Raw genomic sequence first — 21,112 nt, forward strand, 5'->3', positions numbered from 1 at the left:
TTATGTCAAAGAAGCAATAACTTTTTCTTTCACATAACACTCGATCACATCACCAACAGCAATTTTGATATTACCCATGAGTTTCATACCGCATTGAGTAGGAGCGACAACCTCTTTTACCTCTTCAGGTCCTTCTTTAACAGTTTTTAATTCCATCTCCCCAACCACATTTTCACCTCGGTAAACCTTTACGGTAGTGTTACTAACAACCTTTCCTTGAGTCACTTCCCCCCCAACTACTTGCTCCCCTTTGCCATCAAAGAAAATCTTTAATACTTTTAATTTACCTACTACGGTTACTTTAATTTCTGGTTCAACCATGGAAAGAAGCACTTTTTGTACTTCATCGAGCAAATGATAAATAACGGTAAAAGTAGTGATTTTAACTTTTTCAATATCAGCACTTTTTTGCACAGAGATTGGCGTCAGGATATTGAAGCCGAAAATTGAACCGTGACCAGCAGCAGCAATCATCACATCTGAAGAAGTCGTATTACCTAAACCAGCATAAATAATTTTCACCGCTACTTTTTCTGCAGGCAAACTCAGTAAAGCATTACGTAATGCTTCCAAAGAGCCCTTGGTGTCAGCCTTGATTACTACTTTCAACTCTTTTACGCCCTCTTTTTTACTACTCTGCGAGATACCTGATAATAATTCAACTTGTTTATCCCGAGCACTTTTTTGTACGGCATTCAATGCTTCACGTTTATCAGCCACCACCCTCAGCACATCCCCTACTTGTGGTGCCTTGGACATGCCAGTAATCAATACCGGATATGACGGGCCTGCTTCAATAATCTTTTCCCCACGATCATTGACCATAGAACGAATTTTACCAGACACATCCCCGATAACCACATCATCACGCAATCTCAAAGTACCAGTATGGATAAGTACCGTAGCCAAAGCTCCTTGCCCCTGATCTACCCGAGACTCAATAATAGTGCCTATCGCCTTACGTTTTGGATTAGCTTTAAGATCCTGCATATCAGCTACCAAGAGCACTAACTCTAATAACTCATCAATACCCTTTTTTTGCACCGCTGACACTTCCGCACACACAGTTGATCCTCCCCACTCTTCTACTGCCAGTCCAATCTCAGCTAATTGGGCTTTGACTCGATCAACATTGGCACCTTCTTTATCAATTTTGGTAATGGCAACTACCACGGGAACACCAGCAGCCTTAGCATGTTCATAGGCCTCTATTGTTTGCGGTTTGACCCCATCATCAGCTGCTACTACTAGAATAGCAATGTCCGTTACCTTGGCACCACGAGCACGCATAGCAGTAAAAGCTTGATGTCCTGGAGTATCCAAAAAGGTAATAGTTTTCATTTCCCCATCACGAGTCTGTTTGCGAATTTGGTAAGCACCAATTTTTTGAGTAATACCACCAGCCTCTCCTTCCATCACAGTAGTGCCACGAATCGTGTCTAATAATTTAGTCTTCCCATGATCCACATGTCCCATCACACTAATTACTGGTGAGCGAGGAGTAAGATTTTCTTCTTTATCTTCAAGCAATACGCCCAAATCTAATTGATCTTGTGGTTCTTCGGTCCCCTTTGCTACCGCTTCAAAACCAAACTCTTGAGCCAAAATAGCAGCAATATCAAAGTCTAATCGCTGATTGATATTGGCCATAAAGCCATTTTTGAACAATTCCGAGATTACTTGATTGACCCCCACTTTTAACAAAGAGGCGAAATCTTTTACGGTAATAGATAACGGCAAAGCAATTTGAGGCAAGTTCGCTTCAGCTGGCTTTTCCTCAGGAGTGCCTGCAGCAACACTTTCCTCAACAGGAGCTTCAAGCTTTGTTTCTGCTATTACTGTTTTTTTTTCTTCTTCAGGTTCAGCTGTTGCCACTGGTGGTTCTGATTCTACAATATTTACTTTAGTCTTTGCTGCTTTTTTAACTGGAGCTTTCTTAGCTACTACTTTTTTTTCAGTAGTTTTCTTGATTGCTTTTTTAGTGGTCACCTTCTTGGTAATTGTCTTTTTTTTAGTCTCTTTGGCAGCACTCAATTTTTTCTGCACAGCCTGATAAGTTTTGTCATCAATATTAGTACTTTTGGCTGTCAACTTCACACCCAAGCTAGCCACTTCAGTACGAAGTTTTTTTTCAGTGATACCGAATTCTTTGGCAACTGTAGCTAGCTTGTGATCCATAGGAAAAATTATTCTTTATCTTCTTTTGATTCTTCTGACTTTTTCTTAGTAACTTTTTTGGCTGGCTTCTTTTCTTCATCCTCTTTCTTAGCTGTGTCTTGTAATGCCTTGATACTGAGACCCAAGCGACGTTCATCTTGATCCACGCTAATTACTTTTGCTTGCATCTTTTGGCCATCCTTAGCGAGGGCATCAGGATCTTCGATACGACCATCCGCTGAGATTTCAGAAATATGTACTAAACCTTCAATTTCATCATCAAGCTTCAAGAAAATACCAAATGAACTAACTCGAGCAACACTACCTTCTACGATACTACCAATTGGATAACGCTCAGCAGCCTTCAACCAAGGGTCGTCAGTAAGGCGCTTCATACTGAAAGAAAGCTTGTCTTCTTCAATACCAATTACCATTACTTTTACTTTGTCCCCCACTTTAGCATGTTGGGTAGGATCAGATACATGACCCCAAGCGATTTCAGAGATATGTACGAGACCTTCAACACCTTCGTAGTTTACGAAAATACCGAAATGAACAATACCGCTTACTGTGCCATCGATTACTTGATTTACTTGTAATTTGGCAATCACTTTATTTCTATCTTCAGCATAAGCAGCTTTTTCAGACAGAATTAATCTGCGTTCAGGCACATTCACATTAATGATTTTGACATGCAATTTCTTGCCAACCAATGCTTGTAATTTGCTGAGAATCTTCTCTGGATCAGCTCCACTAACACGTGGGTAATGTTCTGGAGTGAGTTGGGATACTGGGATAAATCCACGAATACCATCAATTTCCATAAGCAAGCCACCTTTATTGGCTTCCATAACAACAACATCAATAACCTTGCCAGTTTGATAATCTTTTTGGAATTTATTCCAAGTATTTTCCTGACTAGCACGACGAAGAGAAAGCAATAATTGGCCCTCTTCATTTTCGTCTCCGATCACTACTACTCTTACTTTATCCCCTACCTTAACTGTTTTCATAGTACCGGCACTGTCTACCATTTCAGAACCAGTCACAACACCACAGACAGAACCGAGATCTACTACTAAAGCATGTTTAGCAATGCTCACTACTGAGCCATCCACTAAATCACCTTTTTCAAATGTTGCTACTGGAGCACCATCTTCCTTTTTTAATAGCTCATCCATGGACACGATACCAGTCACAAAGATAGGAGCCTTACTATTCTTTTGGGTTAACTCTGACATAAATCTAAGCGCCTAAAATTAAGCGCACTATGGTTAATAATATATGGCTTGCGAAGCCGGAGGAAGAATACGGGAATATGATGGCAGTGTAAAGGGTGCGGAGTGCCCAGAGCTGAGAGCTGAGAGCGAAAAGCTAAGATGGTGATGGGTTTTGGGGAGCCCTTAGTACTATTACTAGCTCTCCTTTCCATTGTTTGTCTGCATATTTCTTGGCTAGTGCTTGGGCTGTACCGTAGATATGTTCTTCATGTAGCTTAGACAGTTCTCGTCCTATATATACAGGACGATCACCCGCTCTGAGAGTGACTAATTCTGAAAGCAGCTTATTGAGACGATAAGGAGATTCATATAAGACTACGGGGACAGGGAGTTGTAATAATTCAGTCAATTTCTTTTGTCGTCCTTTTTTTAAGGGTAAAAAACCGGCAAAATAAAACTCTTTTACTAAAAAACCACTAGCCACTACAGCTGGTAAAGAGGCATTAGATCCGGGCAATACAGTGAAAGGAATCTGTTTTTCAATGGCTTGAGCCACCAAAGTTGTTCCCGGATCGGAAATACCAGGCATGCCAGCATCAGAGATATAGGCCACTTCTTTTCCTGCCTTTACCTGGGCCAAGATATCGAACACCAGTTTATCTGAAGAAAATTGATTGAATTGTTTCGTTTGTTTTTTGATCTCATGTGCTTGCAAAAGTTTTTGACTATGGCGAGGATTTTCACACAGAATAAGATCAACACTCTTGAGCACCTCTAAAGCTCGGAGAGTGATATCTTTGAGATTGCCGATGGGGGTGGGAATGAAATAGAGCATGGAGGGATGAATTACAAATGCCGAATTACGAATTACAAGTTAGTTGATTCAATTATTCCGCTCTCGGTAAAGTAATCTTAGGAGGAACAATATAAAGAACATCAGTTTGGGTTACTGAGTCGGTAAGAGATGCTATTAATAGAGCTACAGTTTCATTGGTGATCATAATGGGATTTTGATCGGGATTGATGATGTGTTTCTGTGGGGCGGAGGGACTCTCAACAATCAGCTCCTTTTCAGTGAGAAAGAAACGCTTGCTATCATAGGTAATGGCAATACTATCTTTCGGTATTCCTGTTACCATAGCAATGTAAGTTAACGCATCAATTTGATAGATAGGCATTTTTTTTACAAAGGCCAAAGTATTTACCCAAGTTGCTCCCACGCGCAATGCTGTAAAAGAACCAGGACCATGGATAAAAATTAGCGCATCTATCGAAACATCTTCGATGTCAGCTAGTACACGCATCAAGAACTGTAATGTTTCACGAGTTTGTTTAGTGTCCCATATACGAGCAACTTTCCCCTCTTCAATCAATACTACTTGGGGATAAGCAAAAGCAGTTTGCACCAAAAGATAACGCTTCATGATTCTGGCATCGTTAATTGCCATAAATATTTGGTGGCAAAGAACATTCTGGTGTAATGCATAATACTGTTAAAATACACAGCATCGCCATAGACACCAATCGATAATTGATCATTGACTGGAATCAATTCAATGCCACTTTGAGGCTTATAAGCTTGTTTATTGCGGCCACGAATTTCAGCCACTACATTACTCGCTGCTAATTTTGCTTGGGCTTGAGCAGTATTAAAGGTATGCCAGGCCTTCTCTTTTTTATGCCAGTCATAAAAATTGATAATACTGCCACAGGCATAAATATTATAGAAATCTTCTAATTGTAAATAATTATTCACCTTAATGCCCCCAAATTCATCAGCTTTGATCGTGGCATTTTTGTAGAGATTGGCCAAGACACTTTCCCCTTCGACTAGAATTGTATTTGTTTCTAATGTAGTACCGCTACTTAGGACAACTTTATTGTTTTCGATTCTGGTTACCACTTGATGCATATAAATGTCCACATCATGATCATGGCCATATTGTTCAAGGGTGTCACTTAACTTTAAGGGAATATCACCACCGAATTGTTTTTCAGCAGTGATATAGGAAATATTAATTTCGTTGCGGCGCAAATCATACTTTTTGCGCAACATTTCAGTATAATTATACAAAGCAAATAGCATCTCTATACTAGTCAGGGAATTAGCAATCATAGCTAGAGAAAGAAATGGTTTGCGAAGTAAAGACAATTGTTTTTTTCCGGCAGCAAATTGTTCGTCCAAATATTTCAGCATAATTTCGATATCTTTGGTCGTTTGAAAAGCTAACGTGTTTGGCGAAACCAGATGTTGAGGGATTTGACGTTCTTCACCAGTAGCAATGAGTAAGTACTCATAATTAACCCGCACACCTGAGGCCAAGATCAGAGCGTTCTCTGATGGCAAGAATTGGGTGACAGTGCCTTCAGTAAAGTCAATATGAAAGCGTTCACAATAATTTTCTAAAGGGAAAATATATTCATTAAGCTTTTTGTAATTGCTAACGATATCAAAAAGGAAGGGTTTGTAGACGAACTTTTGTTGAGGAGCAATCCATAAAATCTTAATATCTTTATTGATTGGTGATTTGCGCAAAAATTCTACGGCTGTGTAGCCGGCAACACCTGCTCCCACCACTACTATACGAGTTGTCATAGGGCAATTATTTGACGGGGTTCGCGCTTCATCATACCGTAGGAAAGGAAAAAAGCTAGAAGTGTCCCGATTTTGGATTACGCTTCGGAATAAGGCTTACTATCAGTCGGATAGCAGAATAATGTAGCTCATAGCTTTTTCGTTTCGATAATCTTTGCCCATGTTTTTCTTTGACCAATATTTATTCGAAAATTTTAATGACAAGCGCATACCGCAATTAAAAAAGTTTTGGCATATTATGGCTGATGCTCGATTAATTGCCTTTTTATTGTTCGCAATTCCCGTAGTGTATTTATTTTTCTTAGGTCAATTCTGGATTATTATCCAAATGACAATTAGTGCCGCCTTTAGCATAATCATTGGTTACATTTTAAAGGCAATTATTTTGCGGCCACGACCAAATAATTTTGTCACTTATTTAGGCAAATTTGACAGTTCTTTTCCTAGTCTCCATGCCTTAAGTGCATTTAATTTGGCCTATCTGTTGAGCATTATTTTCCCGGATTTCCTAGCATTTTGGATAGGGATTGCCACCTTCATTGGCTTATCACGTATTTATATCCAAGTGCACTATTTTACCGATGTACTAGGTGGTGTGGTATTGGGTTCTTTGGTGGCATGGTTAGTACTCTTTATCTCTTGAATATGTTGCCCCAGCTGCTGGATCCTATCTATCAAAAAGAAATATTAAGAAAAAGCATTCACATTAGTTTGGGAGTGATCACCGCCATTCTGATAGCCAATCGTATCTTACGGCCTTTTCACCTTTTTTTAGTATTGGCGTTTATTATTATTTTGTCATTTATTCAGCAGAAAAGACCAATACCAATTGTTAGCAGTATCTTAAAAAGATGTGATCGACCTGATCATTTTCCCGCCAAAGGAATGATCACTTATTTTATTGGCATGATTCTAAGCTTAGAGTTATTTCCCTTGCCCGTAGCCTTAGCTTCAATTATGGTACTAGCCTTGGGCGACGGTACGGCAGCGCTCGCTCGTCCTTGGAGCAAGAGAAAAGTAAAATTGAGTAATAAGCATTTATTAGAAGAGACATTAGTCGGCATCACTTTTGGGGCTATCGGCGCCGTTTTTTTTGTGTCAATTCCTCAGGCAATTATTGCTAGTAGCTGTGCCATGATTTTGGAAGCGGTAGAAGTACGGTTTAATAATGAATTGCTTGATGACAATATCCTCACCCCCTTAGCCGCAGGCACTAGTTTGCTTTTGTTAGCCAAATTTGCTCTTTTTTAATTTTTTATTTGATAGGAACCATCAAGCTGTTGAATAATATATCCCTGACAGAGCAGTTTACCTACTAATTCCCAACGTCTTTCTTCTGGTAATTGCATTTCATCCAAACTGAAGCCCTGAGCAATATGATTGTAGACATATTGTTCGTCTTGATTAGTAAAACTTTTCTCTAATACAGGACTGTTCGCTATCTGACCCATAAGCAAAGCACCTAAATCAGTATCTATCATTATTCGTGCGCCATCTGCTGCCAATTTGAGACACCCCTTTCCCATAGGAGCCAAAAGAGTATGGGGAACAACGAACACTTCTCGCCCCTCTTCACAAGCATACTGAGCAGTAATTAAAGCACCTGACTTTTCAGCGGCTTCTACTACAACCGTCCATTTACTTAAGCCCGCAATAATACGATTACGTTTTACAAAATGAAACTTTTGCAGGTTTTCATCAGGAAAAGTTTCTGATACAAACAAATGCTTATCCGGAGACAATTTGCTTCTTAAAGAACCATTCCCACCCCATTCATCTGCTGTGAGTGCCGCCGGGATTACTGCAATGGATGACAAGTCAAAATGTAAGGCTGATTCATGTACTTTGGTATCTATGCCATAGGCCAGACCAGAAACTAGGGAAATATTCTGGGAAACTAAACTGGCAACCATTCGTTCTGTCACCACAGCACCATATGAAGTAATACCCCGAGTACCCACAATGGAAACACATGGCTGTGAGAGCAAGGCACTATTTCCTCGACAAAACAGTACCAAGGGAGCAGCGTGAATCTCTTTCAAAAGAGCTGGGTATTGTTGCTGATTAAGAGTAATAACTTCAATTCCTTTGTCTTGGACCTCAGCTAATTTTTGTTGCCAAACAGTTTCCTCATATCTGACCTTTTGTATTCTTTGCCAACTAGCAGTGTACCGTTGATCTCGGCACCAAGTTTTGGCATCAAGGTTTTGCCATAGCACTTCAGCAGAACCATAGTGAGCCAATAATCCTGCTAAATGCTCTGAATAAGCAATTCGGGCACATGCTAAGAGCCAAAATCCAAACATAAATAAAAAAAAGCTGCTTCCATTGTAACAGACACTTTTTCCCTTATTCATAAATTTCATTTTTCTCTCACCGACCAAACTGTTGCAAAAGATGATACAAAATAACCCCAGTAGCCACTGAGACATTTAATGAATGTGCCTTACCAAACATGGGAATTTCTATCACATGGTCACAGAGAGTAAGTAATTCATCTTCAATACCCGAAACTTCTTCGCCCACAATGAGCACCGCTGGGAAATCATATATTTGTTTATGGTAAGCGACACCCCCGTGACATTGCTCTAGTCCATAAATGACATACCCTTGCTTCTTTAAACTTTGGAGTTCGTCAATAATAGTTTCAGACATTACCCAATTAATCCCTTCTAAACCGCGTAAAGCAGTCTTCTTTACTCCACTTTGTTCTGGCTTGGGAGTATAGCCACTAATTATCACCTTCTCTACCCCGGCAGCATCAGCAGTACGCAAAATTGCGCCGACATTGTATTGGCTACGAATATTATGCAAAACCAAAACCAAGGGCAGCTTGCCTTTACGGTTGAAAGTCTCGGCGGAAAGTTCAGAGAAAGTGCGTTTGCGCCACATACAAATTACAGATTACGAATAAAGGAACACGAAGAGTAGGATATCGTGAACCTTGTCCCACAAGGTAGTTATTACTTTTGAAGTATGCAATACTGCTTAATTTTATTCACGAATTTGTAACTTAAAATTATCACCGACCTTGATTACTCCAGGATAGAAAACATTGCCCATTAAACCACGATTATGTAGAGCGGCTTTAACAAAAGCCGCTTCTGGTACCTGCTGATATTTATTATGGATATTTTTCCCAGGATGGTCACAAGGAAAGTTTTCTGCTCTTACCTCCCATATACAGCCCGAAGGAAATACAAACATTGAACCAGCCGGCACATCAGAAAATCTAGGAGAGAACTTGTCATCATCGGAAACAAGCATATTCGCTCCCAATAAACTAGCCAGCTCCGTTAAATCAATCCCTGCTAAACCTAAATTCGTTGCGATACGCTTCAATTCAGTAGTAGAGACAGCTGACCATTGACGCCAGTTGGGCACTTGTAGTTTTTGGCCTTCATAAGGAAGTTCTACACCAAGGGCACTGCGCTCTCGTTTACCTTTGGTCAAAGTAGTGAAACCTTGATGACGATCTCCCCAAATTCCCCATAATGTACTTTCTATTTCTTGTCTGCGTTCTGCAACAAGTGCAGCTTCTGGAGTAATAAATACTGCCTCAACTCGCCCCTCAATTATTCTCATATATTTAAACGTGGCTAATACTTTAGCAAGGATCACTTTCCGTGACTACTCACCTCCAAACATTGCTCAAAAATATAGATCCTATTACACTCTTCACGTTTTAGTCTGACTTTATGGGGAAAAGTATTGTAATACATGTCGCTGTGGGAGCCATTATTGTCCAAGATAAAAAAGTCTTGCTTCTGCGTATGAATCGTCCAGAACATAAAAAAGGTAAATGGGGGTTACCCGGAGGGAAAGTGGCTGAGGGTGAAACATTTGAGGAAGCACTGGTACGGGAAGTAGAGGAAGAGACTGGAATCGGGAAAACACAATATAACTTTGAGAAGCTTCGTATCATTCATGATGTGCCACAAGCGAGCTGTAAGCATATTTATCTTCTGCATCTCAAAGAGCATATTGATACTATTCGTTTTGATACTGAAGAAATCATTGAAGCTAAATGGGAGAGCTTGAAGAGTGAGGCATTAGATCAATACAATTTTCGTGCTGCTTGGGTGTTACCGCTGCTGGTGGAATATAGTGAGGATAGGCTGGAGAAGATTAAGGAGGGAAGGAATTAGGAATTGCGAATTGGGAATTGGGTACCTCATATCGATCTGCTCAAATGTCATCCTGAAGCAAACCATCTCATTTCACTTTGAATTCTTGGTGGAGTTTCACTATATTGTGCCTGCTATTGGTATTTGGGCCCATAGCTCAGGGGTTAGAGCAGTTCGCTCATAACGAATTGGTCCCTGGTTCAAATCCAGGTGGGCCCACCACGAATCCGTAGGATGAGTCTTATTTTTTATTAGTTATTTTTTATTCCTTTTCTTTGTATAAGAGTACTTAAACGGATTCGGAAAAATGAAAGATAAAGTATAAAAAATAAAATAGGAATGAAGAATAAATTATGAAAATTGCTTCTTAGTTTTCATAATTCTTTTGTTATTATAAAAAACACTTAATTGTTTCTATGTTTACTTATGAAAAGTTTCCTGTGTATCAGAAGGCTCACAATCTGTATACTGAGATACTTGGTACAATTACTGAAGCTAAAGTGAATTATATAGTTAGCGATCAATTACAAAGAGCTTTATTAAGTATTATTGCCAATATTGCTGAAGGAACAGGAAAGTTTAGCAAAAGAGATAAACAAAACTTTTATCGCATTGCTCGTGGGTCTTGTCATGAATCGGCTGCTTTAGTAAAGGTTCTATCAAACTTTTGTATTGATAACGACTTGATTCAAAAATGGTATGAAGAACTGGTAATTATTGGGAAAATGCTTACAGGCATGATCAGAACTTTTGCATAAGCTTTGTGTCTAAATCTCGACTCCGAATGGGCATTTCCCACCTTGTTAATTTGAAAACAAAAACAAACTATTGTAGCTTATCGTCAATTTACTCTACAATCATGGCTATCCGAGAATTGAGCAATGGGATTGAGGCAATATACGCCCAAACATTAGTTGCTGTGGATACTATTTGTGGTGGTAATATCGGTGAGCCTGATGGTGGTTCTCACTTCATTGCCGATTCATATCCTAAAACTGAAGTGGCATTGCCTAATGTTTATGCAGATATGCACGCTGTCAATTTAAGAAGGTCAACAGATCCAACCGTTATTAGAGATTCTGTCAGAGCATTAGTTGAAACATATAATTTAACTGATTCAAGAAGATTGCTATTAGATGCCCTAGCACCAGGGACAGATCCATTGCGGATAAAGTTTATGAGCAATATGGGTGATTGTTTTGCGGTAATAGCTAAGACCAGATTGGCAGAAGTAAATGGCGATCCGTTACCGCAATTTGATGACCGTTATTTTGCCTCAGCCAGGAAAACGCCAGTAATTGTCGAAACAAAACATCTACGAGAGCAGCTCAGGGCGGCTTTAGAAAAACGGGGTATCAATACGACAGATACAACTGATTTACGAGGGGCAGTAGCAGAATGGACCCAGAGAGTAGGGTATGTTTCTATTTTGGGATTCGACACTCGTACAGCCGCTATGAATAAAGAACTTTTACGACTTACCCGTGAAAATATTTTCTCAAATCAGATATTTAAGCCGTATGGACACTTTGCAGAATATGCATTTACGGGAATGCAATTTAAACCGGTTTCTAATAAAAGGTTTACGGCTTCAAGTGCTTATGCTGGTGGTAGAGACGGTGAAGGTAGAGCATTGTTACAGGGACTAATTGAATACAACACAGATCATCCGATTACTGAGACGGGATTGGCACATCTTGTCTCGCACGAAATCACCCCTGGTCATTATATCGATTCGGCTGTAGCAGATTTATTGTGGAGAAATGGTCAATTAGGTTTTGAGGCAGTGGCTCATACTATGTGCACTACTGAAACTGTATTGCGAGAGGGGTGGGCACAGAATGCTTTGTTAATTGCCTGTGGAGGACAGGAGGGTTTGGAGGAATTCTTGGGTCCAGACCATGAGGTACAGTACTGGTTGGAGCGTTTACAAGACGCTGCAAAAAATAATGCTTCTATTCTTTTCCAAAGAAATGGCGTAACTGAAACTGAACTAATAAGACATTTAGCAATTGACTGTGTACTGGATGATACTTATGTAAAGAAGCTGTCGGGAGCTTGGGCTAGACATCATATTCATGGTCCAATGTATGGGCATGCTTATTATGGTGGACACAAAGCGGTGGCTACAGCAATTGAGCACTATGGCTTGCCAGCAGTTATAAAAGTCGGGCTTCATCAACAAGGTTATTTGGACATTGAAACTTTTGATTTGGCAGTACAAGCTGAAGCTGCCTAGCTAAACCCCACTTACCAGTGGCACTAATTACATTATTTGCTGAGCAATTTCACAATCCTCGGCAAATTATGTTATAATACTGTGAAGTCAAAACAAAACTTTATGCCCAAAACAAAAAAAACTGATACGCCTTTTATTAATGGTACCTTGATCATAGTAGAAGGAATTGATGGCTCGGGGAAAAGTACCCAGCTAGTGATTCTGAAGAATCTATTGGAAGCTAGCGGTTTTGCCGTAGAGCTCTCTGAGTGGAATTCTTCTTTGGCAATCAAACCACTGAACAAAAAAGTAAAGGCGCAACGTGATAAAAAAGATCTCGTACATCCACGAACTTTCCATTTAACCCATGCTGCTGACATGGCGGATCGCTATGTCAAAATGATCAAAGGTAGCTTGAAGGCAGGGAAAATTGTGCTTTGTGATCGCTATATGTACACCGACATTGCGCGCAGCGTCGCCCGTGGAGCTGATGAAGCGTATATTCGCAAGGTGTATCAATTTTTGCCTAAACCAGACCTAGCATTCTATTTCCAGGTACCTACTGATATTGCCGTGAAGAGAGCTACTGGTAGAGCTGACCTGAAGTTTTATGAGGCTGGTATGGATCTAGGTCTATCAGAAAATATTCTCGAGAACTTCCATCTTTTTCAGTCAAAAGTAATTGCTAATTATGAACGCTTAGCTAAGCAGGATAAGTTGATTGTCATTGATGGTACCAAGCCAATTTATGAAACTACACCAATAGTGAAAAAGTACTTACGTGACTATATCAAAAACAAATATTCAGTAACCATGATGTAATATGAAAAACACAAACAAAATGACTACCAAAGGAAAACTTATTGTATTCGAAGGCATAGACGGTTCAGGGAAAAGTACCCAAATCAAAAAAGTTAAGAAATATATTGAAAAAGAATATGGTCGTAAAGTAGTAGTAAGCAGCTGGAAGAGCTCCCCTTTAGTCGGTGATTATCTCAAGCATGTAGAAGAGCTTGATGAACAGCCTACTCCATTGGCAATGAGTATTATTATTGCCGCTGACCTTAGTGAACGCGTGGCAAAAGTAATTCTACCAGCCTTAGCTGCTGGGAAAGTAGTACTTTGTGACCGGTATAGCTATACCGGTATTATCCGTGATCTCGTAGTCAATGGATTGGATGAAGCTTGGCTTGAAGATATGTATAGCTTTGCCCCAAGTCCTGATATGGTGCTCTACTTCAAAGTTACTGATGCTATTTCCGTCCAAAGAGTAGATAGTCGTATGGAAGCGGGAGTAAGTAAATTAGCGAAAAAGCTACGTAAGAAAAAGGGTAAAATCTCACCTAAACAAATGCAACGCTTGATAAAAAAGTTAAAAGGCAGCATGAGCGGTGGATCTATGTCCGGATCAATGGTGGATACTCTGCGCTCACTAAAAAAGGGTGAGAAACTTTATCAAATCAATGGTGATCCGCTAACCGCTGAAATAGCCCAAGATCAACGCTTGACCTTGGTCAATAAGCTGATCGCCACTTACGAACAGATGAGTAAGAAAAAGCATTTTCAAGTAATTGATGCTATGCAGCCCATTAAAGCTGTTAGTAAACAAATTAAGAGCTTACTCCCATCAGTACTTTAAGTGTCCTTGTCTAAAATCTATTTTGCTCCATACTGGTAGAGACTAAGCGGTCTCTCCATGAAATTGAGTAAATCCCAGCTACAAAAAGTCATTAGTCTTCTAGTACTATTGGCTTTTTTGCTTGTATCTTTGCTAGCACCACCAGATTTACCCCCACCTTCCCCCACTCCCATAGGCACAACAATAGACAAGAGCCTGGTTAAAGCTCAGGTCATGCGAGTGATTGATGGCGATACGATTGAGTTGAATACTGGAGAAAAAGTCCGTTATATCGGCATCGATGCCCCAGAGGTAAACAGTCGCGATACAAAGATTAGTTGCTATGCCAATGAAGCTACGGCAAGAAATCGGAGTTTAGTAGAAAACAAAGAAATCACTATGCAAAAAGATGTGAGCGAAACTGATCGATATGGCCGGCTATTGCGGTATGTATATGTTGATAATCTTTTCGTAAACCATGCCTTGGTAGCTGACGGTTTTGCCCGAGCAAAGGATTACCCTCCCGATAGTAAATATAAGAGTTTGCTGGCTAATACGGAAACGGAAGCAAAAGTCATTAAGCAAGGCTTATGGGGAAAATGCCAGTAATGTTATTGATTTCTTTGGAAATAATGCTCTGCTTCAAGTCTCGCCCCATCATATTCAAAAAGATATTTAGCTTCAGTGGCCTGAATTTGTTGAAGTGTTTTTTGGACCACATTTTTGCCAGCCCCAGTGCTCATTGCTGCCGGGCACGTTAAGCGGTCTTGAGTAAAGGCCTCGGCAATCGGAACTTTTATTATTTTTTGGATCACTTCATAAATCCATTCACGAATAGCAACTGTATCAACTAGATGTTCTCGATTAATAACCTCAGGATTGATACTCAGCGCCAACTCTGGCTTTTCACCTGACAAAATCAAAACCGATGGCCCTGACTTTGTTAGATAGCGATTTCCCAGTGTGTCGAGAAATAATTCAATATGATTATGTGTTTTGGACTGTCGACCAACAAAATGCCTAGCCTCTCTACCAAGCCGGGTATGGGAAATCACATCAATCGGACCAGAAAAGCGCGTATGATAAAAATCTAAAATAAGGCCAAGGAGATCACGGATTACTCCCAAACCATGGGTGAAAGCTAAGTGTTGTACCGTGCTATCAGCAATATGTGGTTGTACTTTTTTTCTTCTTTCCAGAAGAGTAACGAAACGGTGATACCAATGATCTTCTTCAGACCAGACAGCACGAGACTTGCTCATGTTGATTTCTCGTTCAGATACATAGGAATGGACAAAAGTATCACATAGAATGAAAAAACTGCTCATAATCAATCTCCAGGGACTTGGATTGGCAACCCAGCTTTCCCAATTCGCATGTAATCTGAGCAGCCTTTCCAAACTAACAGCCGTACTACGATTGTTTATTTTTCTGCCCTTAATTTTTCTGTTACCGAACTCACGAGGAAGCACCAAGTAAGCATCTGGATTGATTTCTTGCCATTGAACAATTCTGGTCCAAATACGGGCACTGAGTAGAGATGCCAAAGCATAAAACTCTTTGCGTAAAGCTAACTTTTCTTGTTCCTCAGGTAAACATATCTCCGTATCAGGTTTTGCTAAAAGAACACACTGCTCTTCACGAACAGGGATAACTACGGAATGACCAATAGCGCTTTCCAAGGCATTAAATAGCTCATGAATTCCTAGGGGAAGAGATGCTTTAGTACTATGGGCTGACATGGAAACAAGGGTATTATTCGAAACGTACTAATCGTGCTCTATAGCCAGAAGATGGTGATAGCAGAATTTACTATAAAAAGATCTCAATGTCGATTCGCCTCAGGCTATGAATAAGCTTTGAATGGCGAATTTCTCTGGTTAATAATTTTCCCTCAACTGTCGTACCGGACTCAGATCCGGTACCCAGCTAGGACAATAGTGCTGTGAAGTAACATGAAGTTTAAGAGTGACATTGTCCTAGCTGGATACCAAATCTAGTTTGGTATGACAATGGGGATGGATTACTGACCAAGCTAATTTGTCATGCGTGGTCAACTAAGGTCAAAACACTCAAGACAGCTGATTTGTCATGTATTATTTATCAAGACTAAGAATGGTCTGCCCTAAAATATTCTATTTGTTAACGTGCTCCCACAGGACATTTTTCTCTCCCCTTCTCTTTTTATCAATCATTACTAACTCCTCATAAATGCCATCGATCAAGGGATACTTTTTGGCTTCTTCGGTGCTTACCCAGGCATATTCATCAGTTTCCTCAGGCTGCAATTTTACTGTGCCACCAACATATTGAGCTGTGCAAGAAATCACTATCGATGGTGAACCGTCGGCATGTACTGTTGCTAGACTGGTGAGATACTCAACATCTTTAATCTCTAAACCAACTTCTTCTTGCACTTCTCTTTTTAGTACTCTTTCTAACACATTGTACCAATAAAACTCTGTGTCTTTGGGTAGCTCTAAATAATCTTTTGCTTCTAATTTTCCTCCAGGCACCGTCCACATACCGGGAAAACGTTTTTTGCTCATAGCCCTTTTGGTAATCAAATATTTTCCTTCCTCATTAATAATAATGGCTGTAATTGCAACTTCATGGAGATAATTGTTGGTAGGCATGGGTAAAAATTATTAGCCTTAATTTATCCCACATTGTTGCTAGAAAGCAAGCATAGACGGACTCAAATGATAGGTGAAGAATACTTATGCATGTTATTTTTTTGCTGACTTTTTATTTCTTATGCAGCGGTTATTATTTACTAAACTAGGCTTGATAGTAGTTCGATTATTTTGTTTCACTATTGTTGGCTTTTGCACTTTATTTTTGTCTTCCGCGCCTCAAACCTATGCCTTCGCAGTATTGCCTTCTGCAGATCTGAGCCTGACACTCACTGCACCATCTACCTCTGGACCAGTAGGCTCAGAGGTAACTATCACCCTAACCATTACTAATGATGGTCCAGGAGATGCTGCAGATGTGGCAGTAAGCATTCCCTTTTCTTCTCCTCAATTAGATCTACAATCGTCTAGTGGCGATGGTTCATATAATCCGGTATCAGGAGCTTTAACTTTTACTACCATTACCAATGGCGCGAGTGTTAGCCAAACTTTTGACATTGAATTTGCCGATACTGGTACTACTACTATTACAGCGGAAATAATGTCGGCAGATAATACTGATCCGGACTCTACTTTTGGTGATGGTATCGATCAAGACGATATGAAGACGCTTGATTTTACAATTACTTCCTCCGGTCCCGGTCCATCTGGTACTTTTTTATTTCATCTCTATACCGATACCAATGGCAATGGTTCACAGGATCTTGGTGAGCCTGATGGTAATGATGATACGGTTATCACCCTCAATGATGGCTCAGTCGACACAGATATTGCTACTGATAGCAATGGGGACATCAATTCGAGTATTGGTATTGGTTCATATACCATTACGCTTTCACCGCCCAGTGGTGGGCAAGTCACCGGTGGTGTCAACCCTTTTAGTTTTGTAGTAACTACCGGGGCAACCACAGATACTGGCAGTCGCGGTATTTATGACTCCGGCAGTAGTGGAACTGGTAGTTTTTTGGGTGGTAGCGGCAGTGGCCGACGCAATGATTCTGGATTTCATTCTCCAATCTCGGCAGAGATAGATGAAAAGCCTCTTTGTTTAGCTATCGGCTCTGGCAAAAAGTTCAGCGATATTAGCACCCCCACTGCTGACTTTAACTATGTCACTAGTTTAGTCTCCGCTAATGATTCTGCTGAATATTTATTACGAGGCTATGCTAGTGGTGAATTCAAACCTAATAAACACTTAAGTCGTTTTGAGCTGCTCAAAATTGCTATGATGAGTAATTGTGTAGGAGGCAATACTTTTTCCGTGCCCAATACTCATTTTTCTGATGTTCCCAAGGATGACTCTATTCAATCTCGCATTGTCGGCGAAGCCTTCAAAAGGGGGGTGATCCAAGGCATAAACAATCAATTTTATCCCGACAATCCTGTTACTTTCGCTGAAATGATCAAGATGCTTTTCGCTACCAGTTTTTATTTCAAAAATGGTGAACCCTTGAGTCAATTAGAAATCACTATACCCAATTTTAATAATAGTGTATTTGCTCAGTTTATGGAGCATGCCTATCGATTAGATATTTTGCCAATAACATTTTCTCCTGATCAGCCAGTGAGTCGTGGGGAGATGGTCAATGTCTTGGCTAGATATATTCATCATATAGAAGGCTCTATAGTGAAGGACCCAGAATAAATTGGTAGCTGGCGAAGAATGTGCTCATGCTGCACTCTCAGTTTGCTTACAAGTTTCGCAATAAATAATTTCTTTTCTATTGGGAGCATAACTAGTCATGAGGGACTTTTGACAGTTCATACAATTTCGCGCCCATAATTGCTCAGGATTGCGAATACGAGAGCGCTCTTGGTGACGAAGTTCAGGCGACTTTCTTGGTAAAGGAATATTATATTTGCGATAGAAAGCTAGCTCCGGCTTGATAATACGAAAGAGCTTATCGTTTTCTTCTGAAGCAATGGCACAGTCTAAAATATCATCTCCTATTCCTGTGATCGTATCCGGCAAGGCAGCGCCTGGAATCACTTTGCTTACTTGTGGCCTGGGCGCTTCGTAATCACACCACTGCGCTCCTGTTTTGACCGCTTCTTCTTTATTAAGCGGAAAGTGTTCTTGGGCATAAGTTTCGTTATAACCAAAATGAGAAATATTCATGGGGAAAAATTCGCCCCACTCGCCTGTTTTCGTCATATGGGCAATAATTCTGGGAACAAGCGCCTCGTATTGCTCCTTACTGTATTGTTTATTTAAGATGCAATACTCTTTGCGTTTCAAACCGAAACAACCAAATAAATGATGTGACCAACGAGAAAATTGAGTGTAATACATGTCTCTCACACTATCCCAACAATAAGAGCAAAAGGCCAAACAATAGGCTCCACTACCAGTCTCCTGGCACTCATAATTAAGCTCAGCATCCCAGCCCCACATATCATAATCACGGCAATCCTTGGCATGCTCCAAATTGCGAACATAAGCGCAATCCTCTACTTGATTGAGATTGAACCCTACTTGAACATTTTTAACATGGTTTAAATATTCACCAGTAGCATTTTCGGTAGAAGTGCCAAAATAATATTTCCGGGGTACAGTGGTGTCACCGACAATTTTATTGAGATAATATTCCTTTATATTGGGAAGCTCTTTTTTGAGTCGTGCTACTTCAGCAAAATATGTTTCCTTCGTATAAGGCTTATTTAAAATATAATACTCTTTTTGTTGTAAGTTGTGACTGAGAAAACAATTTTTACAGCCACGCAAATTAAACACATATTCACTATCGGTGGTATTGAAGCACATGTAGGCATGTTGTACCTGATAGCAGGTGTAGCAATTGACACAGTCGTAACAATAGGAGGAGTCATGGACATAATCACAATCAAGGCAGTCCAAATTGCGATACACTCCATGGGAGTACATACAACCTTCACAATCTCCAGTATCAAAAATGAGATAACAATTTTTTGAGGGACCAGCAAGATTGATATACTCGGAATTAATATTGGGTAAGTAGTCAGTAATCAAAGCTACTTGGGGAACAGCCAGCATTAAATCATAATACTGAGCAAAAAAGGGCCGTGAGAAATCAAAGTCTCTACCATAGGTAATCGCATCCCAACTATCTCCCCACCAGGCTGGCTCCGAGTAGACTTGGAACGGTTTATCAGGAGAAAACACCGACAAAATAGGTTTGCCAGTTAAGTCACAAATATCACTATACAATTTTGTCCCATTGCGCCAAGCCATACGCCTACGCTTTCTCTCATCAGGAGCCAGGGTTGGTGGGGAGATGAGATACTTTTTGCCAGCCAATAGTGGACTTACTTTTTGGAGAAATTGTTGATCATCATCAGTGACTGTAAATTCTTGCCCAGAAATACGACAAATACGTTTCATAAAATAAACTATTAGCTCCAGTATGAAGCAAACTTCAGAAGAGTCAAACTTACTTGACGACACTCTTTATGATAGAATTCATCAGTAGAGAAAGCTTTTTCCGATTATAATGTCAAAAATTCTTGATAAAGATCAACTAATTCAATTACAAAAAAACCTAGTTCAACTTGGTTTTACTGAGCATGAAGGCAGTGTGTATGTTGCCTTGCTTTTATTGGGTCAAGTGGGCAGTTCACAAATTATTAAAATGACTGGGTTACACAGCCAATATGTCTATCAATCTTTATATAGTTTAGAAAAAAAAGGGTTGGCAGCTCATCTTATTCATAATGGTAGAAAGCGCTTTCAGGCGAAACATCCCAATATTTTGGCAGCCATAGCTGAACAGCAAAGCTCTTTAGCTCAGAGTACCGTACAGCAATTAGAGGGATTACTCACTCTACCATCGCAACAACAATTTGATATTTTTCAGGGCCAGCCTGCTTATATACGCTATGAATTTCAGTCTTTGATGAATGCAGGGCAACAAAGCTTATTGTGTATCATTGGCGGTGTCGGCGACCATTTTGCCACTATCATGGGGCCGCACCTGAATGAGTACGAAAGAATACGGCAAAAGAAAGGAATTGCTATTCATTATTTAGGGAGCATTGAACAAAAAGATGAATTGAAAGCAATGAAAAAGAATCGCCCGGTATTTGACTATCGCTTATTACCTGGTTTGTTTACTGGAGTGGTAAATACCAATATTTGGGCAGAGCATATTGGCTTAAATCTTTTTGGCACACCAGTAGTTTGTTTCACTATCACGAATAAATTAGTAGCAGATAGCTATCGAGGTTTTTTTAATACTTTGTGGGAAATAGCGGGAAAATAGAGCTAAGAGCTAAATGCTGAGAGCTAAGATTATGTGGGCAAATAAAAAAGCGTCCTTCTTATAAATAAGAAAGACGCTTTTTTAAAAAGAATTGAGAATGAAGTGTGGAGAGTGAAGAATGAATTTCCCATTCTTCCTCTGCATTCTTCATTCTTTCATTCTACGAAGTCTAGTCTACTGCTACAGTAAGGCTATCTTCAATTCGGCTAGAAATTGCGTTCACACGTCCTACAATCTCAACACCTTCTGTTACTGATGATCCTTCGAATGAAGCTATGTAAACTCCATCGTCTGCATCAGCT

Annotated in this window: 21 protein-coding genes and 1 tRNA gene; 11 read left to right on the plus strand and 11 right to left on the minus strand. The window is 40.0% G+C overall.

Annotated elements, in window-relative coordinates; all coding sequences use genetic code 11:
- The 5 genes from HY817_05245 to HY817_05265 all read right to left on the minus strand — a co-directional run bounded on the left by HY817_05245 (position 1) and on the right by HY817_05265 (position 5,973).
- Positions 1-2,178, minus strand: a complete 2,178-nt coding sequence (locus tag HY817_05245) for a translation initiation factor IF-2 (GenBank protein MBI4836634.1) — start codon at positions 2,176-2,178, stop codon at positions 1-3.
- An 8-nt stretch (positions 2,179-2,186) separates the two neighbouring features.
- A complete protein-coding gene (locus HY817_05250) occupies positions 2,187-3,398 on the minus strand; it encodes a S1 RNA-binding domain-containing protein (GenBank protein MBI4836635.1) in 1,212 nt (403 codons plus the stop codon).
- A 133-nt stretch (positions 3,399-3,531) separates the two neighbouring features.
- Entirely contained in the window at positions 3,532-4,212 is a 681-nt protein-coding gene (rsmI, locus tag HY817_05255; GenBank protein MBI4836636.1) for a 16S rRNA (cytidine(1402)-2'-O)-methyltransferase, read from the minus strand.
- A gap of 52 nt (positions 4,213-4,264) precedes the next feature.
- On the minus strand, positions 4,265-4,825 hold the full coding sequence (locus tag HY817_05260; GenBank protein ID MBI4836637.1) for a hypothetical protein: 561 nt from the start codon (positions 4,823-4,825) through the stop codon (positions 4,265-4,267).
- Positions 4,798-5,973: an FAD-dependent oxidoreductase gene (locus tag HY817_05265; GenBank protein ID MBI4836638.1), complete on the minus strand. Its 1,176-nt coding sequence runs from the start codon at positions 5,971-5,973 to the stop codon at positions 4,798-4,800. The genes HY817_05260 and HY817_05265 overlap by 28 nt, the downstream gene beginning before the upstream one ends.
- 160 nt (positions 5,974-6,133) lie before the next feature.
- Between HY817_05265 and HY817_05270 the strand changes: the two genes are divergently transcribed.
- Complete coding sequence (locus tag HY817_05270) at positions 6,134-6,616, plus strand: phosphatase PAP2 family protein (protein ID MBI4836639.1); 483 nt, start codon at positions 6,134-6,136, stop codon at positions 6,614-6,616.
- 2 nt (positions 6,617-6,618) lie between these two features.
- The gene (locus tag HY817_05275) at positions 6,619-7,224 is read left to right on the plus strand and encodes a hypothetical protein (protein ID MBI4836640.1); all 606 of its coding nucleotides are present in this window, start codon (positions 6,619-6,621) and stop codon (positions 7,222-7,224) included.
- Here the strand turns inward: HY817_05275 and dprA are convergent.
- The 3 genes from dprA to HY817_05290 form a co-directional block, all read right to left on the minus strand.
- Positions 7,221-8,279 carry a DNA-protecting protein DprA gene (gene dprA, locus HY817_05280; protein ID MBI4836641.1) on the minus strand — a complete coding sequence of 353 codons (1,059 nt, stop codon included), beginning with the start codon at positions 8,277-8,279 and terminating at the stop codon, positions 7,221-7,223. The two genes, HY817_05275 and dprA, sit on opposite strands and share 4 nt — an antisense overlap.
- 67 nt (positions 8,280-8,346) lie before the next feature.
- Positions 8,347-8,865 (minus strand): TrmH family RNA methyltransferase, encoded by a 519-nt coding sequence (locus HY817_05285; GenBank protein ID MBI4836642.1) that lies wholly within the window; start codon positions 8,863-8,865, stop codon positions 8,347-8,349.
- Positions 8,866-8,967: 102 nt separating this feature from the next.
- Positions 8,968-9,558: a hypothetical protein gene (locus tag HY817_05290; protein MBI4836643.1), complete on the minus strand. Its 591-nt coding sequence runs from the start codon at positions 9,556-9,558 to the stop codon at positions 8,968-8,970.
- Between the two features lie 113 nt (positions 9,559-9,671).
- On the opposite strand from HY817_05290, the gene HY817_05295 reads away from it, so the two are divergent.
- From HY817_05295 to HY817_05325, 7 genes are all read left to right on the plus strand, one after another.
- Positions 9,672-10,121 (plus strand): NUDIX domain-containing protein, encoded by a 450-nt coding sequence (locus HY817_05295; GenBank protein ID MBI4836644.1) that lies wholly within the window; start codon positions 9,672-9,674, stop codon positions 10,119-10,121.
- Positions 10,122-10,246: 125 nt separating this feature from the next.
- A tRNA-Ile gene (locus HY817_05300) sits at positions 10,247-10,322 on the plus strand.
- 194 nt (positions 10,323-10,516) lie between these two features.
- A complete protein-coding gene (locus HY817_05305) occupies positions 10,517-10,858 on the plus strand; it encodes a four helix bundle protein (protein MBI4836645.1) in 342 nt (113 codons plus the stop codon).
- 101 nt (positions 10,859-10,959) lie between these two features.
- Complete coding sequence (locus HY817_05310; GenBank protein ID MBI4836646.1) at positions 10,960-12,339, plus strand: hypothetical protein; 1,380 nt, start codon at positions 10,960-10,962, stop codon at positions 12,337-12,339.
- A gap of 102 nt (positions 12,340-12,441) precedes the next feature.
- Complete coding sequence (tmk, locus tag HY817_05315) at positions 12,442-13,140, plus strand: dTMP kinase (GenBank protein MBI4836647.1); 699 nt, start codon at positions 12,442-12,444, stop codon at positions 13,138-13,140.
- 1 nt (position 13,141) lies between these two features.
- A complete protein-coding gene (gene tmk / locus HY817_05320) occupies positions 13,142-13,957 on the plus strand; it encodes a dTMP kinase (GenBank protein MBI4836648.1) in 816 nt (271 codons plus the stop codon).
- Positions 13,958-14,014: 57 nt separating this feature from the next.
- Positions 14,015-14,545: a thermonuclease family protein gene (locus HY817_05325; protein ID MBI4836649.1), complete on the plus strand. Its 531-nt coding sequence runs from the start codon at positions 14,015-14,017 to the stop codon at positions 14,543-14,545.
- Between the two features lie 2 nt (positions 14,546-14,547).
- On the opposite strand, the gene HY817_05330 is transcribed toward HY817_05325, so the two are convergent.
- Together HY817_05330 and HY817_05335 are read right to left on the minus strand one after the other, a co-directional pair.
- On the minus strand, positions 14,548-15,678 hold the full coding sequence (locus tag HY817_05330) for a hypothetical protein (GenBank protein ID MBI4836650.1): 1,131 nt from the start codon (positions 15,676-15,678) through the stop codon (positions 14,548-14,550).
- 393 nt (positions 15,679-16,071) lie between these two features.
- Positions 16,072-16,572, minus strand: coding sequence for an NUDIX domain-containing protein (locus tag HY817_05335; protein ID MBI4836651.1), 501 nt, complete (start codon positions 16,570-16,572; stop codon positions 16,072-16,074).
- 121 nt (positions 16,573-16,693) lie between these two features.
- Between HY817_05335 and HY817_05340 the strand changes: the two genes are divergently transcribed.
- A complete protein-coding gene (locus HY817_05340; GenBank protein MBI4836652.1) occupies positions 16,694-18,217 on the plus strand; it encodes an S-layer homology domain-containing protein in 1,524 nt (507 codons plus the stop codon).
- 24 nt (positions 18,218-18,241) lie between these two features.
- Here the strand turns inward: HY817_05340 and HY817_05345 are convergent, their stop codons facing one another.
- Positions 18,242-19,933, minus strand: coding sequence for a hypothetical protein (locus tag HY817_05345; protein MBI4836653.1), 1,692 nt, complete (start codon positions 19,931-19,933; stop codon positions 18,242-18,244).
- 109 nt (positions 19,934-20,042) lie between these two features.
- Here HY817_05345 and HY817_05350 point away from each other — a divergent pair, with 109 nt between their 5' ends.
- Entirely contained in the window at positions 20,043-20,810 is a 768-nt protein-coding gene (locus HY817_05350; protein MBI4836654.1) for a hypothetical protein, read from the plus strand.
- Positions 20,811-21,112: the final 302 nt, after the last annotated feature.

The organism is Candidatus Abawacabacteria bacterium (genome assembly GCA_016207805.1).
Classification (GTDB): Bacteria; Patescibacteriota; Gracilibacteria; order RBG-16-42-10; family RBG-16-42-10; genus JACQZO01.

Bases quoted from the DNA above. Each gene is read 5' to 3' on its own strand.
- HY817_05290 (MBI4836643.1), bottom strand. From the start codon at position 9,558: ATGAGAATAATTGAGGGGCGAGTTGAGGCAGTATTTATTACTCCAGAA.
- HY817_05265 (MBI4836638.1), bottom strand. From the start codon at position 5,973: ATGACAACTCGTATAGTAGTGGTGGGAGCAGGTGTTGCCGGCTACACA.
- HY817_05305 (MBI4836645.1), top strand. From the start codon at position 10,517: ATGTTTACTTATGAAAAGTTTCCTGTGTATCAGAAGGCTCACAATCTG.
- HY817_05325 (MBI4836649.1), top strand. From the start codon at position 14,015: ATGAAATTGAGTAAATCCCAGCTACAAAAAGTCATTAGTCTTCTAGTA.
- HY817_05335 (MBI4836651.1), bottom strand. From the start codon at position 16,572: ATGCCTACCAACAATTATCTCCATGAAGTTGCAATTACAGCCATTATT.
- HY817_05310 (MBI4836646.1), top strand. From the start codon at position 10,960: ATGGCTATCCGAGAATTGAGCAATGGGATTGAGGCAATATACGCCCAA.
- HY817_05345 (MBI4836653.1), bottom strand. From the start codon at position 19,933: ATGAAACGTATTTGTCGTATTTCTGGGCAAGAATTTACAGTCACTGAT.
- HY817_05295 (MBI4836644.1), top strand. From the start codon at position 9,672: ATGGGGAAAAGTATTGTAATACATGTCGCTGTGGGAGCCATTATTGTC.
- rsmI (MBI4836636.1), bottom strand. From the start codon at position 4,212: ATGCTCTATTTCATTCCCACCCCCATCGGCAATCTCAAAGATATCACT.
- tmk (MBI4836648.1), top strand. From the start codon at position 13,142: ATGAAAAACACAAACAAAATGACTACCAAAGGAAAACTTATTGTATTC.
- HY817_05350 (MBI4836654.1), top strand. From the start codon at position 20,043: ATGTCAAAAATTCTTGATAAAGATCAACTAATTCAATTACAAAAAAAC.
- HY817_05260 (MBI4836637.1), bottom strand. From the start codon at position 4,825: ATGGCAATTAACGATGCCAGAATCATGAAGCGTTATCTTTTGGTGCAA.
- HY817_05340 (MBI4836652.1), top strand. From the start codon at position 16,694: ATGCAGCGGTTATTATTTACTAAACTAGGCTTGATAGTAGTTCGATTA.
- HY817_05250 (MBI4836635.1), bottom strand. From the start codon at position 3,398: ATGTCAGAGTTAACCCAAAAGAATAGTAAGGCTCCTATCTTTGTGACT.
- HY817_05270 (MBI4836639.1), top strand. From the start codon at position 6,134: ATGTTTTTCTTTGACCAATATTTATTCGAAAATTTTAATGACAAGCGC.
- HY817_05275 (MBI4836640.1), top strand. From the start codon at position 6,619: ATGTTGCCCCAGCTGCTGGATCCTATCTATCAAAAAGAAATATTAAGA.
- tmk (MBI4836647.1), top strand. From the start codon at position 12,442: ATGCCCAAAACAAAAAAAACTGATACGCCTTTTATTAATGGTACCTTG.
- HY817_05245 (MBI4836634.1), bottom strand. From the start codon at position 2,178: ATGGATCACAAGCTAGCTACAGTTGCCAAAGAATTCGGTATCACTGAA.
- dprA (MBI4836641.1), bottom strand. From the start codon at position 8,279: ATGTTTGGATTTTGGCTCTTAGCATGTGCCCGAATTGCTTATTCAGAG.
- HY817_05285 (MBI4836642.1), bottom strand. From the start codon at position 8,865: ATGTGGCGCAAACGCACTTTCTCTGAACTTTCCGCCGAGACTTTCAAC.
- HY817_05330 (MBI4836650.1), bottom strand. From the start codon at position 15,678: ATGTCAGCCCATAGTACTAAAGCATCTCTTCCCCTAGGAATTCATGAG.